The organism is Geomonas subterranea (assembly GCF_019063845.1).
GTDB classification, from domain to species: Bacteria; Desulfobacterota; Desulfuromonadia; order Geobacterales; family Geobacteraceae; genus Geomonas; species Geomonas subterranea.
This window is the reverse complement of sequence record NZ_CP077683.1, coordinates 3,680,964-3,702,867: the sequence shown is the minus strand read 5'-3', so window position 1 is coordinate 3,702,867 and position 21,904 is coordinate 3,680,964. Positions and strand designations below refer to the sequence as shown.

The window sequence follows — 21,904 nt, the reverse complement described above, 5'->3', positions numbered from 1 at the left end:
CAATGAAAACCAAGATGAAAAAAGATTAACCTTATTTATCAAGGCGGATGTTCTTGTCAAGCCTCGGGTGGTGAATCGAGGCGGGCGCTGTTGACAAAGAAGGTCCGGTTCCTAGACTGTTAGGGTTGATTAAAAAAATTAAATCTAATGAACGGGGAGGTCTCATGACAACTGCCAGCGATTACCTGGTGCAACGTCTCTACGACTGGGGGGTGCGCAAGATATACGGCTACCCGGGCGACGGCATCAACGGCGTGATGGGCGCCTTGAACCGTGAAAAGGAGAAGGTTTCCTTCATCCAGACCCGCCACGAGGAGGAGGCCGCCTTCATGGCCTGCGCGCACGCCAAGTTCACCGGCGAGGTCGGGGTCTGCATCGCGACCTCCGGTCCGGGGGCGATACACCTTCTGAACGGTCTCTACGACGCCAAGCTGGACCACCAGCCCGTGGTGGCCATCGTGGGACAGCAGTCGACAACGGCGCTCGGCGCGGATTACCAGCAGGAGGTCGATCTCATCTCGTTGTTCAAGGACGTGGCCCACCACTACGTGCACATGGCCAGCAGCGCCGAGCAGGTCCGGCAACTGATCGACCGTGCCATCCGCATTGCCCTGGCCGAGCGCACCGTCACCTGCGTCATTCTCCCGACCGACGTGCAGGAGATGGACGCTGTCCCGTCGCCGGTGCGCAAGCACGGCTCGACCTTCACCGGCCTGGGCTTCACCCGGCCCGAGATCATGCCGGCCCGCGACGATTTGAAACGTGCCGCCGACATCTTGAATGCCGGGAAGAAGGTGGCCATGCTGGTGGGCGCCGGAGCGCTCGGGGCGGGCGAGGAGGTCGCCATAGCCGCCGAGAAGCTGGGGGCGGGGGTGGCCAAGGCGCTTCTGGGCAAGGCGGTGCTGCCGGACACGCTTCCCTACGTCACCGGTTCCATAGGTCTTTTGGGCACCAAGCCGAGCTGGGAGATGATGAAGGAGTGCGACACCCTGCTCATGATCGGCAGCGGATTCCCCTATGCCGAATTCCTGCCCAAGGAAGGGCAGGCGCGCGCGGTTCAGATCGATATAAGCCCGAGGATGCTCGGCCTGCGCTATCCCATGGAGGTGAACCTGCAGGGGGACGCGAGGCTGACCCTGCGGGCGCTCATACCGCTTCTCGAGCAGAAGCAGGATCGCGGATGGCGCGAGGGGATCGAAAAGGGCGTTGCCGAGTGGTGGGAGGTCCTGGAGGCCCGCGCCAAGGTCGAGGCGAACCCGATCAACCCGCAGCGCCTGTTCTGGGAGCTTTCCGCCCAGCTTCCCGACAACTGCATCCTGACCTGCGACTCCGGTTCGGCAGCCAACTGGTATGCACGGGATCTCAAGGTGCGGGCGGGGATGATGGCCTCCCTGTCGGGCGGACTCGCCACGATGTGCCCGGGGGTTCCCTACGCCGTCGCTGCCAAGATGAACTACCCGGACCGGCCGGTGATCGCCATGGTCGGGGACGGGGCCATGCAGATGCAGGGGATCAACGGCCTGGTGAACATCGCCAAGTATTGGAAAGAATGGAGCAATCCGCAGCTGGTGGTCCTGGTCCTCAATAACGGCGATCTGAACCAGGTGACCTGGGAGCAGCGCGTCATGAATGGCGACGCCAAATTCAGCGCCTCCCAGGACATCCCGGAGTTCCCCTACGCGGGGTATGCCGAGATGCTGGGGCTGGACGGGATCCAGCTGGATGACCCGGAGCAGATTCGCTCGGCCTGGAGGACGGCGCTCTCCGCCAACCGGCCGGTGGTGATCGATGCCCGCTGCGACCCGGACGTGCCGCCGCTGCCGCCGCACATCACCTTCGACCAGGCGAAGGGGCTCCTCTCCTCGCTCTTCAAGGGGGACCCGAATCTGGGGGGCATCGTGACGCAGTCGGCGAAACAGATGATGTCGACGCTGCTGGCCAGAAGCGAGAAGTGACTGAGATCGATGGATAATTGACGATGGACCATTGGCGATGAACGACGATCACGGGGGACCGGTCCGCAGGGGACGGTCCCTTGTTCGTCCCAACTCTCCCGCTCCCCCATCCGAAGTCACCAACCAATGAGGGGGTGCGGTTTCGGCCTCTCATTGAAAAGCTGGCAATCTGCGTTAGCCTCAACAGGTGTCGTCGGAAAGGAGGCGTGGATGAAGATCTCGACCGGGCAATTTCGGGTGAAACCAAAGGACAAGGTGGAGCTGAAGCAGTGGCCTACCTCGGTCCCCCCTTTTTACCACTCCAAGGAACAGTACCAGGAGCTTCTGAACGAACAGATCGAACGGCTGAGCACCCTGCAGGGGCTGCTCTATGCGAATAACAGCTGGTCCATCCTGCTCATCTTCCAGGCCATGGACGCCGCCGGCAAGGACAGCATGATCAAGCACGTCCTCTCGGGGATCAACCCGCAGGGGTGCGAGGTGTACTCTTTCAAACACCCAAGCCCCGAGGAACTGGACCACGATTTCCTCTGGCGCAGCATCAGGCGCCTGCCGGAGCGGGGCCGCATCGGCATCTTCAACCGTTCGTACTACGAGGAGGTGCTTATCGTCCGGGTGCACCCGGAAATCCTCGCGGCGGAAAACCTTCCGGACGAACTGTCGACGAAGAAGAACATCTGGCGCGACCGCCTCCGTTCCATGAACGACCTGGAAGCGCACCTGACCAGAAACGGCACCCGCATCATCAAGTTCTTCCTGCACATCTCCAAGGAGGAGCAGCGCAAGCGGTTCCTGGAGCGGATCGACAACCCGGAGAAGAACTGGAAATTCAACCGGGATGACATAGAGGAGCGCAAGCTCTGGAAGCAGTACATGGGTGCCTACGAGGATTGCCTGGGTGCCACCAGCAGCAAGGATGCGCCATGGTACGTGGTGCCTGCGGACGTCAAGAAAAACGCGCGGCTTATCGTGGCCCAGGTGGTCGTAGACCTGCTGGAAGAGCTGCAGATGAACTACCCGGAAACATCGGAAGAAAAACGGCGGGAGTTGCTCGCCATCCGCGAGGAGTTGGTGAAATCGTGATCCGTTGCGGACGGCTTTACGTGGAGAACAACAAAAGGCGGCTTACGCCGCCTTGATTGAAAGTCGTGCCAGGTTTGTCATCGTGTAATGCTCCGTCCTGCCAGAAGGCCTGCCACCAGCATAACCACTGCGACCACCAGGAACAGGTAGAAGAGCAGTTTGGCGATACCGGCTGCCGCTGTTGCGATACCACCGAAGCCGAACACGGCGGCAATTACGGCGATGATGAAAAATATGATGGCCCAACGTAACATGGTCGTTCACCTCCCTCGATACTCATTAACTTCCTTATACAAAGTGTATCATGGGAAGGATCGGGTTTTAAATCTTGTATTTTTTTAATTTTTAAGGGTGGCGTCCCCCCCTCATGAGCCATGGATGCCGCTCCCGTTGCGCGTCCCCAGTCGTTCGCAGCTTATCCCTTGTCGATTGCCTCTGCCTACCCCCGCTCCAGGTTTTCGATGCACTGCTCCAGATCGATTCCCGGCCCCAGCACCCCCGCGAACAGGTCCCCCAGCTGCTCCAGCCGTCCCGGCATGGTGGCGATGGTGAACCGGCCGGGGTCGAGGCCTGGGTTCACCTCCTCCCACGTAAGCGGGGTCGACACGGTCGCCCCGGGCCTGGGGCGGATGCTGTAGGGTGCCGCCAGGGTCTGTCCCGGCTTGTTCTGCAGGTAGTCGAGGTAGACCTTTTTCTGCCGCAGTTTGGGGCTGCGCAGGATGCTGGTGAAGTCGGGGGCCTTGTGGTGCACCAAGGTGGCGATGACCCGGGCGAACTCGACGGCGGCATCGTAGTCATACCTGGCACCCAGCGGAACGTAGATGTGGATCCCGGTTGCGCCGGAGGTCTTGGGGAAGCTGACGGCGCCGGCCCGGTCAAGCACCTCCCGGACCGCCAGCGCCGTCTCGATTACCTTCGCGAAGGGGATGTCCTCGGGGTCGAGGTCGATGACGAAGTAGTCCGGGTAGTCGAGGTGCTGCAGGCGTGACAGCCATGGGTTGATTTCGATGCAGCCGAGGTTGGCCATGTAGACCAGGGTCGCCTCGTCTTGGCAGACGAAGAACTTGATGTTCTTGTCCACGTGCTTGGAGTAGATCTCGCGGGTGGTGATCCAGGAAGGGGGCAGCTCGCCCGCCTCCTTCTGGAAGAAACCGGGGCCGGCGATGCCGTTGGGGGTGCGGTACAGGGACTCCGGACGGTCGACCAGGTGGGGGAGCATGGCGTGGGCCACGCTCCGGTAGTAGTTGATGACGTCACCCTTGGTGTACCCCTGGTCCGGCCAGAACACCTTGTCAAGGTTGGAAAGCTCGAGCCGGTGGCCGTCCAGGATAATGATTTCTTCCTGCCCTTTCTTACCGCTCGCCCCTTTGCCGCCCGCCTGACGCGGAAGGATAGGGGGGGGCGCATCGGCGGCGCGCTGCGGCGGCGCCGGGGGGGAGGCGACCATCTCGCGCACCACGCTCTTCGGTTCCTTGTCCTCCCTCAGTCCCAGGTATACCGGTTGGCGCATCACGTTCTCGTCGGTCCATTCGGAGAACTCCACCTCGCAGACCAGTTCCGGCCGCACCCACGTGATCGGCATGTCGGACTTGACCGGTTGCTGGAACGGTGATCCGTCTTGCACCAGCGGCTGCAGCAGGTCGTACATCTCCTTGAGACCCGCCTCGTCAAACCCTCCTCCGGCGAAGCCGATGCAGACTAGCCGGTCGTCCTCGTAGACCCCGAGCACCAGTGCCCCGAGCCCTTTCCGGCTGCGGCGCGGCTGGGTGAAGCCGCAGATGACCGCCTCCTGCTGCAGTCGCACCTTGATTTTCAGCCACTCCCTGCTCCTTTTCCCGGCCTGGTACAGGCTCGCGGCGCGCTTGGCCAGGATTCCCTCCAGGTTGTTCTGGCGCGCGAGCTCGAAGAACTCCTTGCCCGACTCCATGACGTGGTCGCTGTAGCGGAGGTCGGGGAGGTCGGGAAGCAGGGCGCGCAATCTTTCCTTGCGGGCGAGCAGCGGCCGGTTGCGCAGGTCTTCGCCGCTCAGGTAGAGGAGGTCGAAGATGAAGTAGGCTATGTTGCCGCGGCCGGTGCGCTGGTAGTTCTGCAGCAGTTGGAAATAGGAGCGGCCGGTTTCGTCCAGCACCACCACCTCGCCGTCGAAGACCGCCTCGACACCGAGGGAGGCGAGCGCCGCCACCACGGTGGGGAACTTCTTGTTGAAGGATAGGTTGTTGCGCGAGTAGAGCGCCACGTCCTGGCCGGCGACTTCCGCGATGGCGCGGTAGCCGTCCAGCTTGATTTCGAAGAGCCAGTCCGGGTCGTCGAAGGGCTCGGCGGCGGAGGTGGCCAGCATCGGGGCGAGCTGGCGCGGCATGAGGGCGAGCGGGGAAGCGCCGGTCATGTCCGGCTGGTCCGACACACTCAGTCGGACTGGCGGGCGCTGCGGCATCCTGCCCGCCCGGACGTCCTCGATGGTGGCGTTACTCACCACCGAGCGCTCCAGCCGCGTCACGTCGTCGCTGCCGGCAAAGCGGTCGTGCTTCTTGATCAGGAGCCAGGAATTCCCCTTGTCGCTCTTGATGCGCACCAGGGCGAACTCTCCGTTCAGCTTCTCGCCGTGCAGGACGAACTTCAGGTCCCCTTTGCGCAGCCCCTCGCGCAAAAGCTCGAGACCCTGTTCCGGGTCCTCACTCCCGGCGGCATGGAAGGTCCCGGCATCCCAGATGATCACCTCGCCGGCGCCGTAGTTCCCTTTCGGGATCACCCCCTCGAAATCGCCGTACTCGTACGGGTGATCCTCGACCATCATGGCGAGACGCTTCACCGACGGATCGAGCGACGGCCCCTTGGGTATCGCCCAACTCTTCAGCACCCCGTCCATCTCCAGGCGAAAATCGTAATGCAGGTGGGAGGCCGCGTGCTTGTGGACCACGAAACGCCATTCCCTCACGGAACGGCCGCCTTTGCCATGCGGCTCGGGCGTTTTACTCAGGTCCCTCTTGCGCTGATACTCCTCCAGTCCCATGAGACTACCTCCTTTGGCTGCACATGAGTCTATCACAGCGGCAGGAACCGTGAGATTGACAAAATGAGAGCGGCGGCTAGATTATTAGGCGTTGCCAATTTTGGCCTATCCAGCCCGGACAGGGCACCAGAAAGGAGAAGAAGCATGAAGGTCCAGGACATCAAGGAAATAGCCCAAAGGATGAACATCCCCTGCGGGAAGCTGAAAAAAGGCGAATTGATCCGCCTGATCCAAAGCAAAGAAGGGAATCTCGCGTGTTTCGATTCGGGGCAGTCCTCACAGTGCGGCCAGGGGGGCTGCCTCTGGGCGGAGGACTGCAACTGACAACCATCCTGAGGGAGGCGCCACATGGACTTCGACTACACCAAGTACATCTACCTGCCGGAGTGCAAGGACGGCTGCGGCGCCATAACGGACTGGTTGAGCAGCAGGGAGATGGCGCGCGAGGTGGGGGAGAACCACCACAAGTCGACGGGTCATGACTGGGGCCTGATCGAGAAGATGCGGGAGGAGTAACGGTCGTCATGTTATGGGGTCATGCTGACTGAAGGAGGGAAGAACGGTTTACCCGAGGCCATGCGGGCCGCGTGCAAACAAATACCAAATTCTGATCAGGAGGAACGCATGAACAGAGACGACATTCTCGAACAATTGGAAAAACTGATCCAGCTCGATGTCGATGCTACCCACGCCTATGACCAGGCCATCAAAAACGTGAACGAGGTGGTCATCAAGGACAAGCTGATCCAGTTCCAGGGGGAGCACCGCAAGCACATCGACCTCCTCTCCGCGAAGGTGCTGGAGCTGGGGGGGACCCCGCCGGAGCTGACCTCGGACTTCAAGGGGTTCCTGATCTCCGGCTTCACGGCCCTGCGCAGCCTGACTGGTTCGAAAGGAGCGCTCGAGGCAATGGAGAGCAACGAACGCCTGACCACCAGCCGTTACGAGGAGGCCTCCAAGCTCGACTTCCCCGTCGACATCTCGGCCATCGTACGCGCCAACTTCGCCGACGAACAGCGCCACCTCTCCTTCATCCGCGAGGCGATCGCCACCCTGCGCAAGTAGATCAAAAACAAAGGACAATTGACAACCACCCCCCCCGGGACCGCCATCGCGGCGGTGCCGGAGGCTTCTCCGGGGTAGCGCGACGGGTACGCCCGCCGGCGCTGGTGCGGAGCGATCACAGAAGAGCCCGGGTCCGACGGATCCGGGCTCTTTTTTTCATTAGCGATGCACGTCACGCTACTCATCTTCTGCAAATCAGCGTTTCCCGAGGCGTTGACATGAAAGATCGCTAATGTATCTTTGGTTAGTATTTTTTTATGTGAACCGCGGCGATCTCATGAGAGAGGCTGTCATGGCTGGCGGAGGTGTTTTATGGTAGCGGGTGGCTGGCGCGTCGAGCTCGGCGCCATGGTGTTGAAGGAGGGGGGAACGCTGTTCCGGGTCTGGGCTCCCAAGTCCAAGTCCGTGAACCTCCTCATCCTTACCGGCCGGGCGGCAGGAACCGTGGTCATGCAGCCGGAGGGGAAGGGGTACTACTCGGTCACAGTCCCCGGCGCGGCCGACGGCGACCGCTACCTCTACCAGCTCGATTCCGGAAAGACCTATCCCGACCCGGTCTCGCGCAGCCAGCCGGACGGCGTGCACGAGTCCTCGCAGGTGGTCGACCCGGACCAGTTCCTCTGGACCGAGGAGGGGTGGCAGGGGGTCCCGCTGGAAAAGTACCGCATCTACGAGATCCACATCGGGACCTTCACCAGGGAAGGGACCTTCGAGGCGGTGATCCAGCACCTCGACTACCTGGTCGACCTGGGGATAACGGCGCTCGAGCTGATGCCGGTGTCACAATGCCCCGGCAAGCGCAACTGGGGCTACGACGGCGTGTACCACTTCGCTCCGCAGAGCAATTACGGCGGCCCGGAGGGACTGAGGAGGCTGGTCAACGCCTGCCACAGGAAAGGACTCGCCGTTGTACTGGACGTGGTCTACAACCATTTCGGGCCGGAGGGGTCGTACCTGGACCTGTTCGGCAACTACTTCACCGACAAGTACCGCACCCCCTGGGGGCGGGCGGTGAACCTGGACGGCCCCGACAGCGACCCGGTCCTCGAGTACTTCCTGTGCAACGCGGGGTACTGGATTTCGGAGTTCCGGTTTGACGCGCTGCGCCTTGACGCCGTGGACTGGATCTTCGACCAGACCCCGAAGCCGCTTTTGCGCCGGCTGGCGGACGAGATGCACCTGCACCGGGACAGGCTGGGGCGCCACATCTACCTCTTCGCCGAGAACGACACCAACGACGTGCGCCTCATCAACTCCCCGGACAAGTGCGGCTTCGGGCTGGACGCACAGTGGTGCGACAACTTCCACCACGCGCTGCGCGCGCTCCTTACCGGGGAAGTCACCGGCTACTACGAGGATTTCGGCCAGTTCAGCCAGCTGCAAAAGGCCTTCGAGCAAGCCTTCGTCTTCACGGGCGAGTACTCCAGGTACCGCCGGCGCCGGCACGGAGGACCGACCGAAAATCACCCCGGCTCGCAGTTCGTGGTCTTCTCGCAAAACCACGACCAGGTGGGCAACCGCAAGTGCGGCGACCGCCTGAGCGCCAACCTCGCCTTGAACCAGCTCCTCCTGGCGGCCGCCACAGTGATCCTTTCCCCCTACCTGCCGCTGCTCTTCATGGGTGAGGAGTACGGCGAGCGGGCTCCCTTCCATTACTTCGTAGATCACTCCAACCCTGAGCTCATCGAACTGGTGCGCAAGGGGAAACAGGAGGAACACGCTTCGGGGATCTGCGAGGGTGAGATACCGGACCCCTCGGCCGAGGCGACCTTCGAGGAGTCGATCATCGACGTTGCGGCCCCCAAGGAGGGAGAGCAGGCGGTGCTGCTGGAGTTCTACAAGCAGCTGTTCGTGCTACGGGGCAGCCTCCCGGCGCTGCAGGTGTTCCAGCGCGACGCCATGGCGGTCTCCGGGCTTCCCGAACAAAAGGTTCTCTTTTTGAGGAGGTGGAGCGGCGACAACTCGGTCCTCTGCCTGTTCAGCTACAGCAACATCCAGCAGGAGGTTCCGCTAGCCCTGCCGCAGGGGGCGTGGCAACGGGTGCTCGATTCGTCGGCGCTCAAGTGGCGCGGACCGGGAGAAGAGACGCCGGAAACGGTGCAGGTGGGCGCGGCGGAGCAGAGCCGCATGATCAGGATCAATCCCTTCAGCGTAGTCGTGTACAGCGCGGATCTCTCAGGAGGAGCACATGGAAGAGGCTAACCTGCGTTTCGTCTGCATCCACGGTCACTTTTACCAGCCGCCCCGGGAAAATCCCTGGCTCGAAGCGGTCGAGATCCAGGACTCGGCCTTCCCCTACCACGACTGGAACGAGCGCATCACCGCCGAGTGCTACGCCTCCAATTCGGCTTCGCGCATCCTGGATGGCGACAGCCGGGTCATGGACATCACCAGCAACTACGCGAAGATCAGCTTCAACTTCGGTCCCACAGTCCTTTCCTGGATGGAACTGGCTGCCCCCGACATCTACAACGCCATCCTGGCCGCTGACAAGCAGAGCATGGAGTGGCGCTCCGGGCACGGCTCGGCCATCGCCCAGGTCTACAACCACATGATCATGCCGCTCGCCAACGCGCGCGACAAGCGGACCCAGGTGGTGTGGGGCATCGCGGACTTCCAGAAACGCTTCGGGCGCTTCCCCGAGGGGATGTGGCTCGCCGAGACCGCGGTGGACCTCGAGACCCTGGGGATACTGGCCGAGCAGGGGATCAAGTACACCGTGCTGGCGCCGCACCAGGCGGAGGCCTATCGCGCGCTGGGGACCGAGGAGTGGACCGAGGCGGAGATCGACCCGACCCGCGCCTACCTCTGCAAGCTCCCCTCCGGTCGATCCATCACCCTGTTCTTCTACGACGGCCCGATATCCCGTGCCGTCGCCTTCGAGAACCTCCTGGACCGCGGGGAGGCCCTGGCGGGCCGGCTGGTGGGCGGCTTCACCGAGGACCGGGAGTGGCCGCAACTGATGCACATCGCGACCGACGGCGAGACCTACGGCCACCACCAGAAGTTCGGCGACATGGCGCTGGCCGCCTGCCTGAACCACATCGAGGGGAACAACCTGGCGCGGCTCACCAACTACGGCGAGTACCTGGAATTGTGTCCCCCCGCCGTGGAGGTGAGGATCCGTGAGCGCACCTCCTGGAGCTGTGCCCACGGCGTAGAGCGCTGGAACAGCGACTGCGGCTGCTCGGGCGGCATCCAGGGATGGAACCAGCAGTGGCGCACCCCGCTGCGCGCCTCGCTGGACTGGCTGCGGGACCGCCTCGCCAAGGTCTTCGAGCAGAAGGGGCTCGAGCTTTTCAAGGATCCGTGGCAGGCGCGGGACGCCTACATCGAGGTGATCCTGGAGCGCGGCATGGAGCAGGCGGAGCGCTTCCTGGCGCAGCACGCCTCGCGCGAGCTCTCCAGGGACGAGAAGATCCTGGCGCTCAAGCTGCTGGAAATGCAGCGCCACGCCATGCTGATGTACACGAGCTGCGGCTGGTTCTTCGACGAGCTGTCCGGCCTGGAAACGGTGCAGGTGATCGACTACGCGAGCCGCGCGCTGCAGCTCTCGGAGGGGATCGCTGAAGGCAACGTGGAGAAGGCCTTCCTGGACCGCCTCAAGGAGGCGAAGAGCAACATCCCCGACCACCAGGACGGGCTCTGGATCTACCAGAACTTCGTGCTTCCGATCCGGCTCGACCTGGTCAAGGTCGGGGCCCACTTCGCCTTCAGCTCCCTCTACGAGGAGTACGAGGAGCACTCGCAGATCTACTGCTACGCCATCGCCAGGGAGGAGTACACCAAGCTCTCGACGCCGGATGCGGTGATGGCCATGGGGCGCATCCACGTGGCGAGCGAGGTCACCGAGGAGGAAGCCTGCCTCACCTTCTGCGTCATGCGCATCGGGAGCCACGACTTCAAGGGGGGGGTGAAGGAGGTCTGCGACGCCGGGGGGTACGCCGCCATGCGCGAGGAGATGAGCGGCGCCTTCGACAAGGGGCTCTACACCGACCTGGTCGCACTGATGGACAAGCACTTCGGCACCCACAGCTTCTCATTGGTGAACCTCTTCAGCGACGAGCAGCGCAAGATCATCAACCAGATCATCAGGCAGAGCATGGAAGAGGAGATCTCCAGCTACCAGGAGATGTACGAGCGCAGCCGCCCCCTCATGGAATTCGTCAAGGACACCCGGGTTCCGGTGCCGCAGATCTTCATGGCGGTGGCGCAACCCGCGCTGAACGAGGCGCTCAGGCACGCCATGAGCGAGGAGGAGGTGGACGCGGAGGCGGTGCACAGGATCGTGGGGCAGATCCGGACCTGGGGGGTATCCGTCGAGGAGCCGGGGACCGAATTCTTCATGAGGCGACGCATCGAGGAGATGTCCGGCCAACTGGTGCGGGACCCGTCCGACCTCAAGCTGATCGCCCGGATGCAGAAGTACATGGACCTTCTGAACGAGATTCCGGTCAACGTGGTGCTCTGGCAGATGCAAAACGACTACTACCAGCTTGCGAAAAACGTGTACCCCGAGTATCTCTCCCGCTCCGCCGGGGGCGAGGAGGGGGCCGGCATCTGGCTGGACGCATTCAGGAAGCTCGGGGATACCCTGCGCTTCAATCTGGGGGCGGTGCTGCCGCAGGCTTAGACCGGGGGAACGCATGGGAGCACCTAACCTGCCCGACGCGCGCATTCCCGGCGCCACCTACCGGCTGCAGTTCAACGCCGGGTTCACCTTCGCCGACGCCACCAGGATCATCGGCTACCTGCACGATCTCGGGATCAGCGACGTGTACGCCTCCTCCTACCTGGCCGCCAAGGAGGGGAGCGTGCACGGCTACGACGTGGTGAACCAGACCATCCTGAACAAGGAGGTCGGCGACGAGGAGAGCTACCAGGCCATGGTGGAGGAACTCTCCCGCCACGGCATGGGGCACATCCTCGACTTCGTTCCCAACCACATGTGTATCGAGAGCGCCGACAACGTCTGGTGGATGGACGTGCTGGAAAACGGCATGAGCTCGCTCTACGCCCACTTCTTCGACATCGACTGGGAGCCGGTGAAAAAGGAACTGACCGGCAAGGTGCTGCTGCCGCTCTTGGGAGACCAGTACGGCAAGGTGCTTGAGGGGGGGGGCTTGCAGCTTCTCTTCCGCGAGGGCGCCTTCTTCGTCCAGTGCTATTCGTTGCATATCCCGGTCGAGCCGCGCAGTTACCTCCACATCCTGCAGCACCGCCTGGACACGCTGAAAGAGAAGTTCCCGCCCGACGCCGGGCCGGTCCAGGAGCTGTTGAGCATCGAGACCGGGCTGCAGCACCTGCCCCTGGCGACCGAGCGGGACCCGGAGCAGATGGGGGAGCGCCACCGGGAGAAGGAGATCATCAAGAAACGGCTCTGGCAGCTGTGCCAGGACGCGCCGGAGGTGATGGAGTTCATCGAGGAGAACGTCAGGATCTTCAACGGCAGCAAGGGGGATCCCCACAGTTTCGACCCCCTGGACCACCTGCTGCGGGATCAGGTGTACCGTCTCTCCTACTGGCGGGTCGCCACCGAGGAGATCAACTACCGGCGCTTCTTCGACATCAACGCACTGGCGGCGATCCGCATGGAGGACCAGGCGGTTTACGACCTCACCCACGCACTGCTCTTCAAGCTGATCCGGGAGGGGAAGGTGACGGGGGTGCGCATCGACCACGTCGACGGTCTTTACGACCCGGTGTCCTACCTGCAGAACCTGCAAAAGAGCGCGTACGTTCAGCTCTGCGGCTGCGAACCAGGAGGGGAGGGGGGCAACGGCGCGGAGGGGGAGTATTTCCGCGAACTGGAGCGTCATCCCTGCTACCAGCCGCTGTACGCCGTCGTGGAAAAGATCCTTATGAAAGGGGAGCAGCTCCCCGAGCTGTGGCCGGTGGCGGGGAGCACCGGGTACGAGTTTTTGAACAGCGTGAACGGCATCTTCGTGGACACCGAGGCCGCCAAGCAGTTCGACCGCATCTACGACCGCTTCGTCAAGAGCACCTCCGACTTCACCGAAATCGTCTATGAAAAGAAGAAGCTGGTGATGCAGGTTTCGCTCTCGGGCGAGGTAAACATGCTGGCGCACCAGTTGAGCAAGATCGCCGAGCAGGACCGTCTCACCCGCGACTTCACCCTGAACAGCCTGGCCCGCGCCATCAGCGAAGTGATCGCCTGCTTCCCGGTGTACCGCACCTACGTCAATTCGCCCTCGGTGCGCGACAAGGACGTGCAGTACATCGAGGCGGCGGCCTCGAAAGCCAAGCGAAGAAACCCCGCCATCAGCGGCTCCGTGTTCGATTTCGTCAGGGATGTGCTCCTTTTGAAGGCTTCGGAGCGCGCCAGCGAGGAGAGCCGCCGCGCCTGGCTCTATTTCGCGATGCGTTTCCAGCAGATCACCGGACCGGTCATGGCCAAGGGGCTCGAGGACACCTCCTTCTACGTCTACCACCGGCTCATCTCCTTAAACGACGTCGGCGGCATGCCCGGCAAGTTCGGCACCACCCTCGAGGCCTTCCACGGGCAGAACCTGGAGCGCAACAAGAATTTTCCTCACTCCATGATCGCCACCGCGACCCACGATTCCAAGCGCGGCGAGGACGTGCGCACCAGGATCGACGCACTCTCCGAACTCCCGGATCTGTGGCAGAAATCGGTGGTGCGCTGGAGCCGGATCAACAAGGCGCGGGGCAGCCTGATCGAAAACCAGCGGGTTCCCAACCGCAACGAGGAATACCTGATCTACCAGACCCTGCTCGGCGCCTGGCCCGCTGGAGAAGTCGACCAGGCCGGCTACAAAAGCTTCAAGGGGAGGATCAGGGATTACGTGACTAAGGCGTTGCGGGAAGCCAAGGTCAACTCCAGTTGGGTGAGTCCCAACGCTGCTTACGAGGAGGCTGTGCTCGGGTTCGTGGACGGCATCCTCGAGCAGTCGCCGGGGAATCCGTTTTTGCGGGAGTTCCGACCGCTGCAAAAGCGCCTGGCCCGCTGCGGCCTGTTCAGCTCATTGTCCCAGACGCTCTTGAAAATGACCTCCCCCGGCGTTCCCGATTTCTACCAGGGTACGGAGCTGATCGAGTTCACCCTGGTCGATCCCGACAACCGGCGCCAGGTCGACTATGGCGCGAGGATCGAGGCGCTGCGTGAGCTCCGGGCGCGCGAGGCGGAAACCGGGGCGCAGGCTCTGTGCCGGGAGCTCCTGGAGCAGGGGGAGAACGGCAGGATCAAGCTCTTCCTCATCTACCGGGTTCTGAACTACCGCAGGGAGAACCGGGACCCCTTCGACTCCGGTGAGTACCTGCCGCTTGAGGCCAAGGGGGTGCGGGAGCGGCACGTCTGCGCCTTCGCGAGGAAAGCGAGCCGGAACATGCTGATCGTCGCGGCGGTTCGGCTGGTAGCGACCCTCACGCCGGAGGAGGGGAGCGCGCCTCTGGGCGAGGCGGTCTGGCAGGACACCATGCTGCTGCTCCCGGAAGGCGCCGGGGAGCGGTTCCGGAATATCATCAACGATCAGCAGGTGGAGGCGGTGCGCAAGGATGGTCGCAGCGTCATTCCCCTCTCAGTCCTTTTCGCGGAGATAGGCGTCGCGCTGCTGGAGCCCGTATAGAAATATCCCCCTCCCCAGCCCTCCCCTCCGGGGAGGGAGCTTTTACAGAGGTGAGCCTATGGAAGGGAGAGCCCGGATAGCCATCGAGGCGGTCCACCCGCAGATCGACTGCGGCAGGTTCGCCGTGCAGCGGGTCGCCGGCGACGAGATGGTGGTGCAGGCCGACGTCTTCAGCGACGGGCACGACGAGGTCGTGGCGCTGCTTCTGTATCGCAGGACGGGGGAGGAGAAGTGGCAGGAGTCCGAGATGCGTCGCCTCGACAACGATCGCTGGGAGGGGAGCTTCGTCCTGGGCGAACCGGGCTTCTACCACTACACCCTGATGGGGTGGGTGGACCACTTCCGCACCTGGCAGAGGGACCTGCAAAAGAGGTTCGAGGCGGGGCAGGACGTGGCGGTCGACCTGCAGATCGGTGCGAAGATCCTCGAGCAGGCCGCCGTAGAGGCCAATGACGCGGATGCCCCGAGGCTGCGGGAGGCGGTGGCGGCGTTGTCGGCGGAAACAGATCAGGAAGGGGCTGTCGCGCTGGGGCTCGATCCGCGGCTCTCCGCAATGGTCAGCACCTGCTGCGCGCGCGGGCTCGCCACCCGCTACCACAAGGAGTTGGTGGTGCGGGTGGACCGCAAGAAGGCGCTCTTCAGCAGCTGGTACGAGCTCTTCCCCCGCTCGCTCGGGGAGGGGGGGCGCCACGGCACGCTGAGGGACTGCATCGCGCTCCTCCCGGACATAGCGGAACTCGGTTTCGATGTCCTCTACCTTCCCCCGATCCACCCCATCGGCTCCAGCAAGCGCAAGGGAAAGGCCAACGCCGTCGAGGCGCAGCCCGGCGACCCCGGCAGTCCCTGGGCCATCGGTTCCGGGGAGGGGGGGCACAAGGCAGTGCACCCGGAGCTCGGCACCCTGGACGATTTCCGGGACCTGGTGCGCGAGGCGGGAACGAAGGGGATAGAGATCGCGCTCGACCTCGCCTTCCAGTGCTCGCCGGACCATCCCTACCTGAAGGAGCACCCGGAGTGGTTCAAGTGGCGCCCCGACGGCACGGTGCAGTACGCCGAGAACCCTCCCAAGAAGTACCAGGACATCGTGCCGATCAACTTCGAAACGCAGCGGTGGGAGGAACTCTGGGAGGAACTGAAGTCCATCGTGTTCTTCTGGATGGACCAGGGGGTGCGCATCTTCCGGGTGGACAACCCGCACACCAAACCCTTCCCGATGTGGGAGTGGCTGATCGACAAGGCGAAGGAGAAGTCGCAGGATGTCATCTTGCTGGCCGAGGCCTTCACCCGTCCGAAGATCATGGCGCGGCTCGCCAAGCTCGGCTTCACCCAGTCCTACAGCTACTTCTCCTGGCGCAACAGCAAGGGGGAGCTGATGGAGTACCTGACCGAGTTGACCCGCGGCGACACCAGCGAGTTCATGCGCCCCAACTTCTGGCCCAACACGCCGGACATCCTGACCGAGTACCTGCAGTACGGCGGGCGCCCCGCCTTCATGATCCGGCTCGTGCTCGCGGCCACGCTCTCCTCCAACTACGGCATCTACGGTCCGGTGTACGAGCTCTGCGTGGGGAAGGCGGAAAAGCCGGGCTCCGAGGAGTACCGGGACGCGGAGAAGTACGAGATCCGCCGTTGGGACCGGAAGGGCGCCGGCAACATCCGCGAGCTGATCGTCGCCCTGAACCGGATCCGCCGCGACCACGATGCGCTGCAGCAGACCAACAACATCACCTTCCTGCCGTCCGACGACGACAGCGTCATCTTCTACGCGAAGACCGCCAAGCAGAAGAAGGGGGCGCTCCTGGTCGCGGTGAACCTCGACCCCTTCCGGGTGCGCACGGCGCGCCTCACCCTGCCGCTGGCGCTGTTCGGCGTCCTGCCGGGGCAGTCCTACCTCTTACACGACCTGATCGGCGGCGATCACTCCATCTGGCAGGGTGAGACCACCACCGTGCGGCTCGACCCGCAGGTGAACCCCGCCTGCATCTACCGGATCAGCACCTGGCAGCGCCGGGAGTCCGATTTCGACTATTACTTTTAGACTCCCCCTCCCTTGACGGGAGGGGGCCGGGGGGAGGGTGAAGCCGCAAGTTGCTGAGGTGATGGCATCCTCCCCCACCCCCTAACCCCCTCCCGCAAGGGGAGGGGGGCAGCAGCATCCGGGAGTGAGATCATGCCATTTCGCAACGAGAAGAACCCGCTCTGGTTCAAGGACGCCGTCATCTACGAGGTGCACATCAGGAGCTTTTGCGATTCCAACGGGGACGGCATCGGCGATTTCCGGGGACTTTTGCAGAAACTCCCGTACCTGCGCGACCTGGGCATCACCGCAGTCTGGGTGCTCCCCTTCTACCCATCGCCGCTTCGGGACGACGGCTACGACATCGCCGACTACCGCAGCGTCCACCCGGACTACGGCACGCTGCGCGACTTCCAGGAATTCCTCAAGGGGGCGCACGCCCTGGGGATGCGGGTCATCACCGAACTGGTGCTGAACCACACCTCGGATCAGCACCCCTGGTTCCAGAAGTCCCGCAACGCCAAGCCCGGCTCCCCTTGGCGCGACTTCTACGTCTGGAGCGACACCCCCGACAAGTACCTGGACGCGCGCATCATCTTTAAGGATTTCGAGGTCTCCAACTGGACCCGCGACCCCGTCGCCAAGAGCTATTACTGGCACCGCTTCTATTCGCACCAGCCCGACCTGAACTACGACAACCCGCGGGTGCACGAGGCGATGTTCCGGGTCATCGATTTCTGGTTAGGGATGGGGGTGGACGGCCTGCGGCTGGACGCGGTTCCGTACCTGTACGAGCGCGAGGGGACCAACTGCGAAAACCTCCCGGAGACCTACGAGTTCCTGAAGAAACTGCGTGCCTATATCGACGCCAAGTATCCCGACAAGATGCTGCTCGCCGAGGCGAACCAGTGGCCCGAGGATGCCGCCTCCTACTTCGGGGGGGGCGCCGCCTGCCAGATGGCGTTCCACTTCCCGCTCATGCCCCGCATGTTCATGGCGCTGCAGATGGAGGACTCCTTCCCCATCATCAACATCATGCAGCAGACCCCGACCATCCCCCAGCACTGCCAGTGGGCCATGTTCCTGAGAAACCACGACGAGCTCACCCTGGAGATGGTGACCGACGAGGAGCGGGACTACATGTACCGCATCTACGCCCGGGACCCGCGGGCCCGCATCAACCTGGGCATCCGCCGCCGCCTCGCGCCCCTGATGGGGGACGACCGGCGCAAGATCGAGCTTATGAACGTCCTCCTGTTCACCATGCCCGGAACCCCCATCATCTACTACGGCGACGAGATAGGCATGGGGGACAACTATTATCTCGGCGACAGAAACGGGGTGCGCACGCCGATGCAGTGGAGCCCCGACCGCAACGCCGGCTTCTCGCCGGCCAACCCGCAGAAGCTCTACCTCCCGGCCATCATCGACCCGGAGTACCACTACGAGGCGCGCAACGTCGAGAACCAGGCCAAGAACCCTTCGTCGCTCCTCTGGTGGATGAAGCGGATGATCGACCTGAGGAAACGCTTCCGGGCCTTCGGCTGGGGGACGCTTGAGTTTATCACGCTGGACAACCCCAAGGTGCTCGCCATGCTGCGCCAGTACGAGGACCAGACCATCCTGGTGCTGATTAACCTCTCCCGGGCCACGCAGTTCGTGCAGGTGAACCAGCCCCGTTTCGTCGGGTTCTACCCCGAGGAGATGTTCAGCCGCAACCGCTTCCCCGCCATCAAGGACTCGCCCTACGGCGTCATCATGGGCCCTTACGACTACCACTTGCTCCTTTTGACCGATGGGCGCGAGAGGACCAAGCCGCGCGAGGAAGGGGTGTTGGAGGAGATCGCGGTGACCGGTGGCTGGGAGAACGTGCTCAGGGCGGCCGGGCTGCGCCAGCTGGAGCAATCGGTGCTGCCGGATTACCTCAGGAAGATGCGCTGGTTCCAGGGAAAGAGCCGCATCATGGTGCGCTTCTCGGTGCTGGACCGGCTCCCGGTCCCCATCGACAGTTCTTCCGTCGTGATCACCTTCCTGGAGGTGACCTACAGCGAAGGGGCCCCGGAGGTGTACCTGTTGCCGCTGCATTATCTCCCCATGGACGGAGGAGGCGAGACCCTGCTGGGAGGCTCGCCGGAGGCCGTGATCTGCCTGCTCAAGGTGGCCGACCGCCCGGGGGTGCTCTACGACGGACTGCACAACTCCCACCTGCGCTGGATCCTCTTCGAGCTTGTCTGGCGCCGCAAGACGCTGCGCGGCGACAGCGGCAGGCTTTCGGGGCGCCCCGGCTCCGGCATGGCTGCGCTCATGGAAGGGAAGCAGACTCCGTTCCCCTCGCAGGTGGCGACATCGGAGCAGAGCAACAGCTCGGTGCTCTTCGAGAAGAGTTTCTTCCTGAAGATGTACCGTCGCATGGAGGAAGGAGCCCACCCCGAGGTGGAGATCGGCACCTTCCTGGACCGGGTGCGCTTCCCATACGTGGCGCCCCTGGCAGGCTCGCTTGAGTACCGGCGCAGCAACGGCGAGAGCTTCGCCCTGGGGCTTTTGCAGGGGTTCGTCCCCAACCAGGGGGACGCCTGGACCTTCACCCTGGGAGAGGTCGGGCAGTTCGTGGACCGGGTCCTCGCCCAGCGCGAGGAGGCCAGGAAGTCGCGGGTGGAACCCCACCCGGGCAACGAGTCGAGCGGCTACACCGCGACGCTGCTGGAACTGATCCAGGGGGTCTACCCGGAGATGGTCGCACTGATCGGCAGGAGGACGGCCGAATTCCACCTGGCGCTCTCCTCCCGAAACGACGACCCCGATTTCTCCCCGGAGCCATTCGCGCTCCTCTACCAGCGCTCGGTGTACCAGTCCATGCGCAGCCGCTGCAAGAAGGTCTTCGACCTTTTGCGCAAGAACATGGCCCGGATCCCGCAGCATGTGGCCGCCGACGCCGAAGGGCTCCTCGCCATGGAGAACGACGTGCTCGCGGTATTTCAAAAGTTCATGGTGCGCAAGTTCGGCGCCATGAAGACCCGAATCCACGGCGATTACCATCTCGGCCAACTGCTCTACACCGGCGACAACTTCCTCATCATCGACCTCGAGGGGGAGCCGATCAAATCGCTCAGCGAGCGCAGGATCAAGCAGTCGCCGCTGCGGGACGTGGCAGGCATGCTGCGTTCCTTCCACTACGCCGCCCATGCCGTCATCATGCAGCGTACCCAGGTGCGCGACGAGGACATCGCCTACCTGCTCCCCTGGGTGCAGTCCTGGTACCGTTACAGCGCCTCCGTGTTCCTGCAGGCCTACCGGGAAGGGGTGGCCGGAGCCCGCTTCATGCCGACCGCGATGGACGAGATCGAAATCATGTTGCAGACCTTCATGCTGGACAAGGCGATCTACGAACTGGGCTACGAGCTCAACAACCGTCCGGAATGGGTACAGATCCCACTATCCGGCATTCTCGACCTCCTGGCTGTAGGACAGACAGCTGCCAGGCCGGAGGGCGCTGAAAAGGGGAGAACGTCATGAGGAAATGGCTGATGTCGATCGTGGTTATGGCCGTGCTGGCTGCCCTGCCAGCGGGGGCGGAGCAGCGGATCTTTCGGGCGAAGCTTTCCGGTCAGGATGAGGTCCCTGCGGTGAAGACGCCGGCCCGTGGGGATCTCAAGATGATCTACACGGATGGCGAGATGAGTTACGAGCTCGACGTCAGCAGGATTACGAGTCCCACTGCGGCGCACATCCACCGCGGCACGCCGGAACAAAACGGTCCGCCCTTAGTGGGGCTTTTTGGTGGGCCGGCCAAGATGGGGAGTTTCAAGGGGATACTTTCGCAGGGGCTGATAACCAATGAGAACCTGATCGGGGAACTGGAGGGGAAAACCGTCGAAGACCTGGTACGGATCATTGACTCCGGTGAGGCCTATGTCGACGTGCCGACGGCGACCTACCCCATGGGCGAGATCAGGGGGCAGATCAAGTAACCCTTAGGTCCCTCCCCCGGAGGGGGAGGGTCAGGGAGGGGAAGGGGTTCCGGCTATCCCCCTCCCAGCCTCCCCCTCCGGGGGGAGGAGCTGCCATCGCCCCCTTCTTTATCTCCCTAAGATCTCGCTGTTTTTCCCTTTTCCTTCTGCTGGGATTCCTCCTTGGAATGCGTGCCGCGCTCCGCGGCATGTTCCCCTTCCACCTTCTCGCCAGGCTCCTTCCCCTCCGCCGAATTGTGCTCGATGACCGCGTTGATCACTGCTCCGGCCAGGATGATCAGCCCGCTCAGATAGAGCCATAACAGGAGCACGATGACGGCGCCGATGCTGCCATAGGTCTTGTCGTAGGAACCGAAATTGTTGATGTAGTAGGAAAAACCAAACGACATGACGATCCAGCACGGGATGGCAACGACCGCGCCGGGACTGATCCATTTCCATTCGTGCTCGACATCGGGGGTGAAGTAGTAGATGACGGCGATGGCGAGGACCAGGAGGAACAGGGTGATGGGGACCAGGGCGATCACGAAGCCCACCTTGAAGCCCGCGCCGAAGTTGATCAGGGCGGCAATGAAGTTTCCGATCTTCACGCCGAACATGAGCAGGACCATCGCCCCCAACATGAGCAGGGAGAGACCCACCACCAGTCCGATGGCGATCAGGCGCACCTTCCAGAACGGCCGCCCCTCCTTGACGTCGTAGAGCTTGTTCATGGCGTCCATAACCGAGACTATGGCGTTTGACGATGCCCAGAGCGCCAGCAGTATCCCGATCGACAGCAGTCCCTGCTTTTTGTTCAGGAACAGGGACTTGATGTTGCTCTCGATGAGGGAGAACGCCTCGGATGGGAGGAACTTCGCTGCGTTGGACAGCACGTACTCCATGAGGTGGGGGATGGGAAGATAGCCGATCAGCGTGGTCAGAAAGAGCAGGAACGGGAATGATGCGAACAGGAAGTAGTAGGCCATGGCGGCTGCGTGTTCGGAGCAGTCCTCGTCGCTGAACTTGCGGTAGACCTGCTTGGCCAGGTCCTTGTAGCTGGTGTCACCCAGCTTGAAGTAACTGCGCAGTGAGAACATGGTCGACTCCTTTTCATTTTTGAAAGCCTGGCGGTTCACTGCAGTGCCGCTCCTCCCCCCGGAGGAGGGAGGAGCGGGAGGGGGGAAGGCTGTGGCCGCCGGTGATCCCCCTCCCTGTCC

The 21,904-nt window shown here is 63.0% G+C and carries 14 protein-coding genes; 11 read left to right on the top strand and 3 right to left on the bottom strand.

What is annotated here, in order from left to right; all coding sequences use genetic code 11:
* Positions 1 to 164 precede the first annotated feature (164 nt).
* Positions 165 to 1,955, top strand: coding sequence for a thiamine pyrophosphate-requiring protein (locus KP001_RS16095; RefSeq protein ID WP_217286598.1), 1,791 nt, complete (start codon positions 165 to 167; stop codon positions 1,953 to 1,955).
* 210 nt (positions 1,956 to 2,165) lie between these two features.
* Positions 2,166 to 3,038, top strand: a complete 873-nt coding sequence (locus tag KP001_RS16090; RefSeq protein ID WP_217286597.1) for an ADP-polyphosphate phosphotransferase — start codon at positions 2,166 to 2,168, stop codon at positions 3,036 to 3,038.
* 77 nt (positions 3,039 to 3,115) lie between these two features.
* On the opposite strand, the gene KP001_RS16085 is transcribed toward KP001_RS16090, so the two are convergent.
* Together KP001_RS16085 and ligD are read right to left on the bottom strand one after the other, a co-directional pair.
* A complete protein-coding gene (locus KP001_RS16085; protein WP_183344353.1) occupies positions 3,116 to 3,292 on the bottom strand; it encodes a DUF1328 family protein in 177 nt (58 codons plus the stop codon).
* Positions 3,293 to 3,477: 185 nt separating this feature from the next.
* Positions 3,478 to 6,048, bottom strand: coding sequence for a DNA ligase D (ligD, locus tag KP001_RS16080; protein ID WP_217286596.1), 2,571 nt, complete (start codon positions 6,046 to 6,048; stop codon positions 3,478 to 3,480).
* 144 nt (positions 6,049 to 6,192) lie between these two features.
* On the opposite strand from ligD, the gene KP001_RS16075 reads away from it, so the two are divergent.
* The 9 genes from KP001_RS16075 (at position 6,193) to KP001_RS16035 (ending at position 20,705) form a co-directional block, all read left to right on the top strand.
* A complete protein-coding gene (locus KP001_RS16075; RefSeq protein ID WP_217286595.1) occupies positions 6,193 to 6,372 on the top strand; it encodes an SAP domain-containing protein in 180 nt (59 codons plus the stop codon).
* 24 nt (positions 6,373 to 6,396) lie between these two features.
* Positions 6,397 to 6,564 (top strand): hypothetical protein, encoded by a 168-nt coding sequence (locus tag KP001_RS16070; protein WP_217286594.1) that lies wholly within the window; start codon positions 6,397 to 6,399, stop codon positions 6,562 to 6,564.
* 108 nt (positions 6,565 to 6,672) lie between these two features.
* Positions 6,673 to 7,113, top strand: a complete 441-nt coding sequence (locus KP001_RS16065; protein ID WP_217286593.1) for a ferritin-like domain-containing protein — start codon at positions 6,673 to 6,675, stop codon at positions 7,111 to 7,113.
* Positions 7,114 to 7,425: 312 nt separating this feature from the next.
* Positions 7,426 to 9,315 carry a malto-oligosyltrehalose trehalohydrolase gene (gene treZ, locus KP001_RS16060; RefSeq protein WP_217286592.1) on the top strand — a complete coding sequence of 630 codons (1,890 nt, stop codon included), beginning with the start codon at positions 7,426 to 7,428 and terminating at the stop codon, positions 9,313 to 9,315.
* Positions 9,302 to 11,746 carry a DUF3536 domain-containing protein gene (locus KP001_RS16055; RefSeq protein WP_217286591.1) on the top strand — a complete coding sequence of 815 codons (2,445 nt, stop codon included), beginning with the start codon at positions 9,302 to 9,304 and terminating at the stop codon, positions 11,744 to 11,746. The genes treZ and KP001_RS16055 overlap by 14 nt, the downstream gene beginning before the upstream one ends.
* A gap of 13 nt (positions 11,747 to 11,759) precedes the next feature.
* A complete protein-coding gene (locus KP001_RS16050; protein WP_217286590.1) occupies positions 11,760 to 14,720 on the top strand; it encodes a malto-oligosyltrehalose synthase in 2,961 nt (986 codons plus the stop codon).
* Positions 14,721 to 14,778: 58 nt separating this feature from the next.
* Entirely contained in the window at positions 14,779 to 16,758 is a 1,980-nt protein-coding gene (locus tag KP001_RS16045) for an alpha-1,4-glucan--maltose-1-phosphate maltosyltransferase (protein WP_217286589.1), read from the top strand.
* A gap of 132 nt (positions 16,759 to 16,890) precedes the next feature.
* Entirely contained in the window at positions 16,891 to 20,250 is a 3,360-nt protein-coding gene (gene treS, locus KP001_RS16040; protein ID WP_217286588.1) for a maltose alpha-D-glucosyltransferase, read from the top strand.
* Complete coding sequence (locus tag KP001_RS16035) at positions 20,247 to 20,705, top strand: CHRD domain-containing protein (protein WP_217286587.1); 459 nt, start codon at positions 20,247 to 20,249, stop codon at positions 20,703 to 20,705. Before treS ends, KP001_RS16035 begins: the two co-directional genes overlap by 4 nt.
* Before the next feature lie 116 nt (positions 20,706 to 20,821).
* Here KP001_RS16035 and KP001_RS16030 read toward each other — a convergent pair whose 3' ends face one another.
* Complete coding sequence (locus KP001_RS16030) at positions 20,822 to 21,784, bottom strand: YihY/virulence factor BrkB family protein (RefSeq protein WP_217286586.1); 963 nt, start codon at positions 21,782 to 21,784, stop codon at positions 20,822 to 20,824.
* Positions 21,785 to 21,904 lie beyond the last annotated feature (120 nt).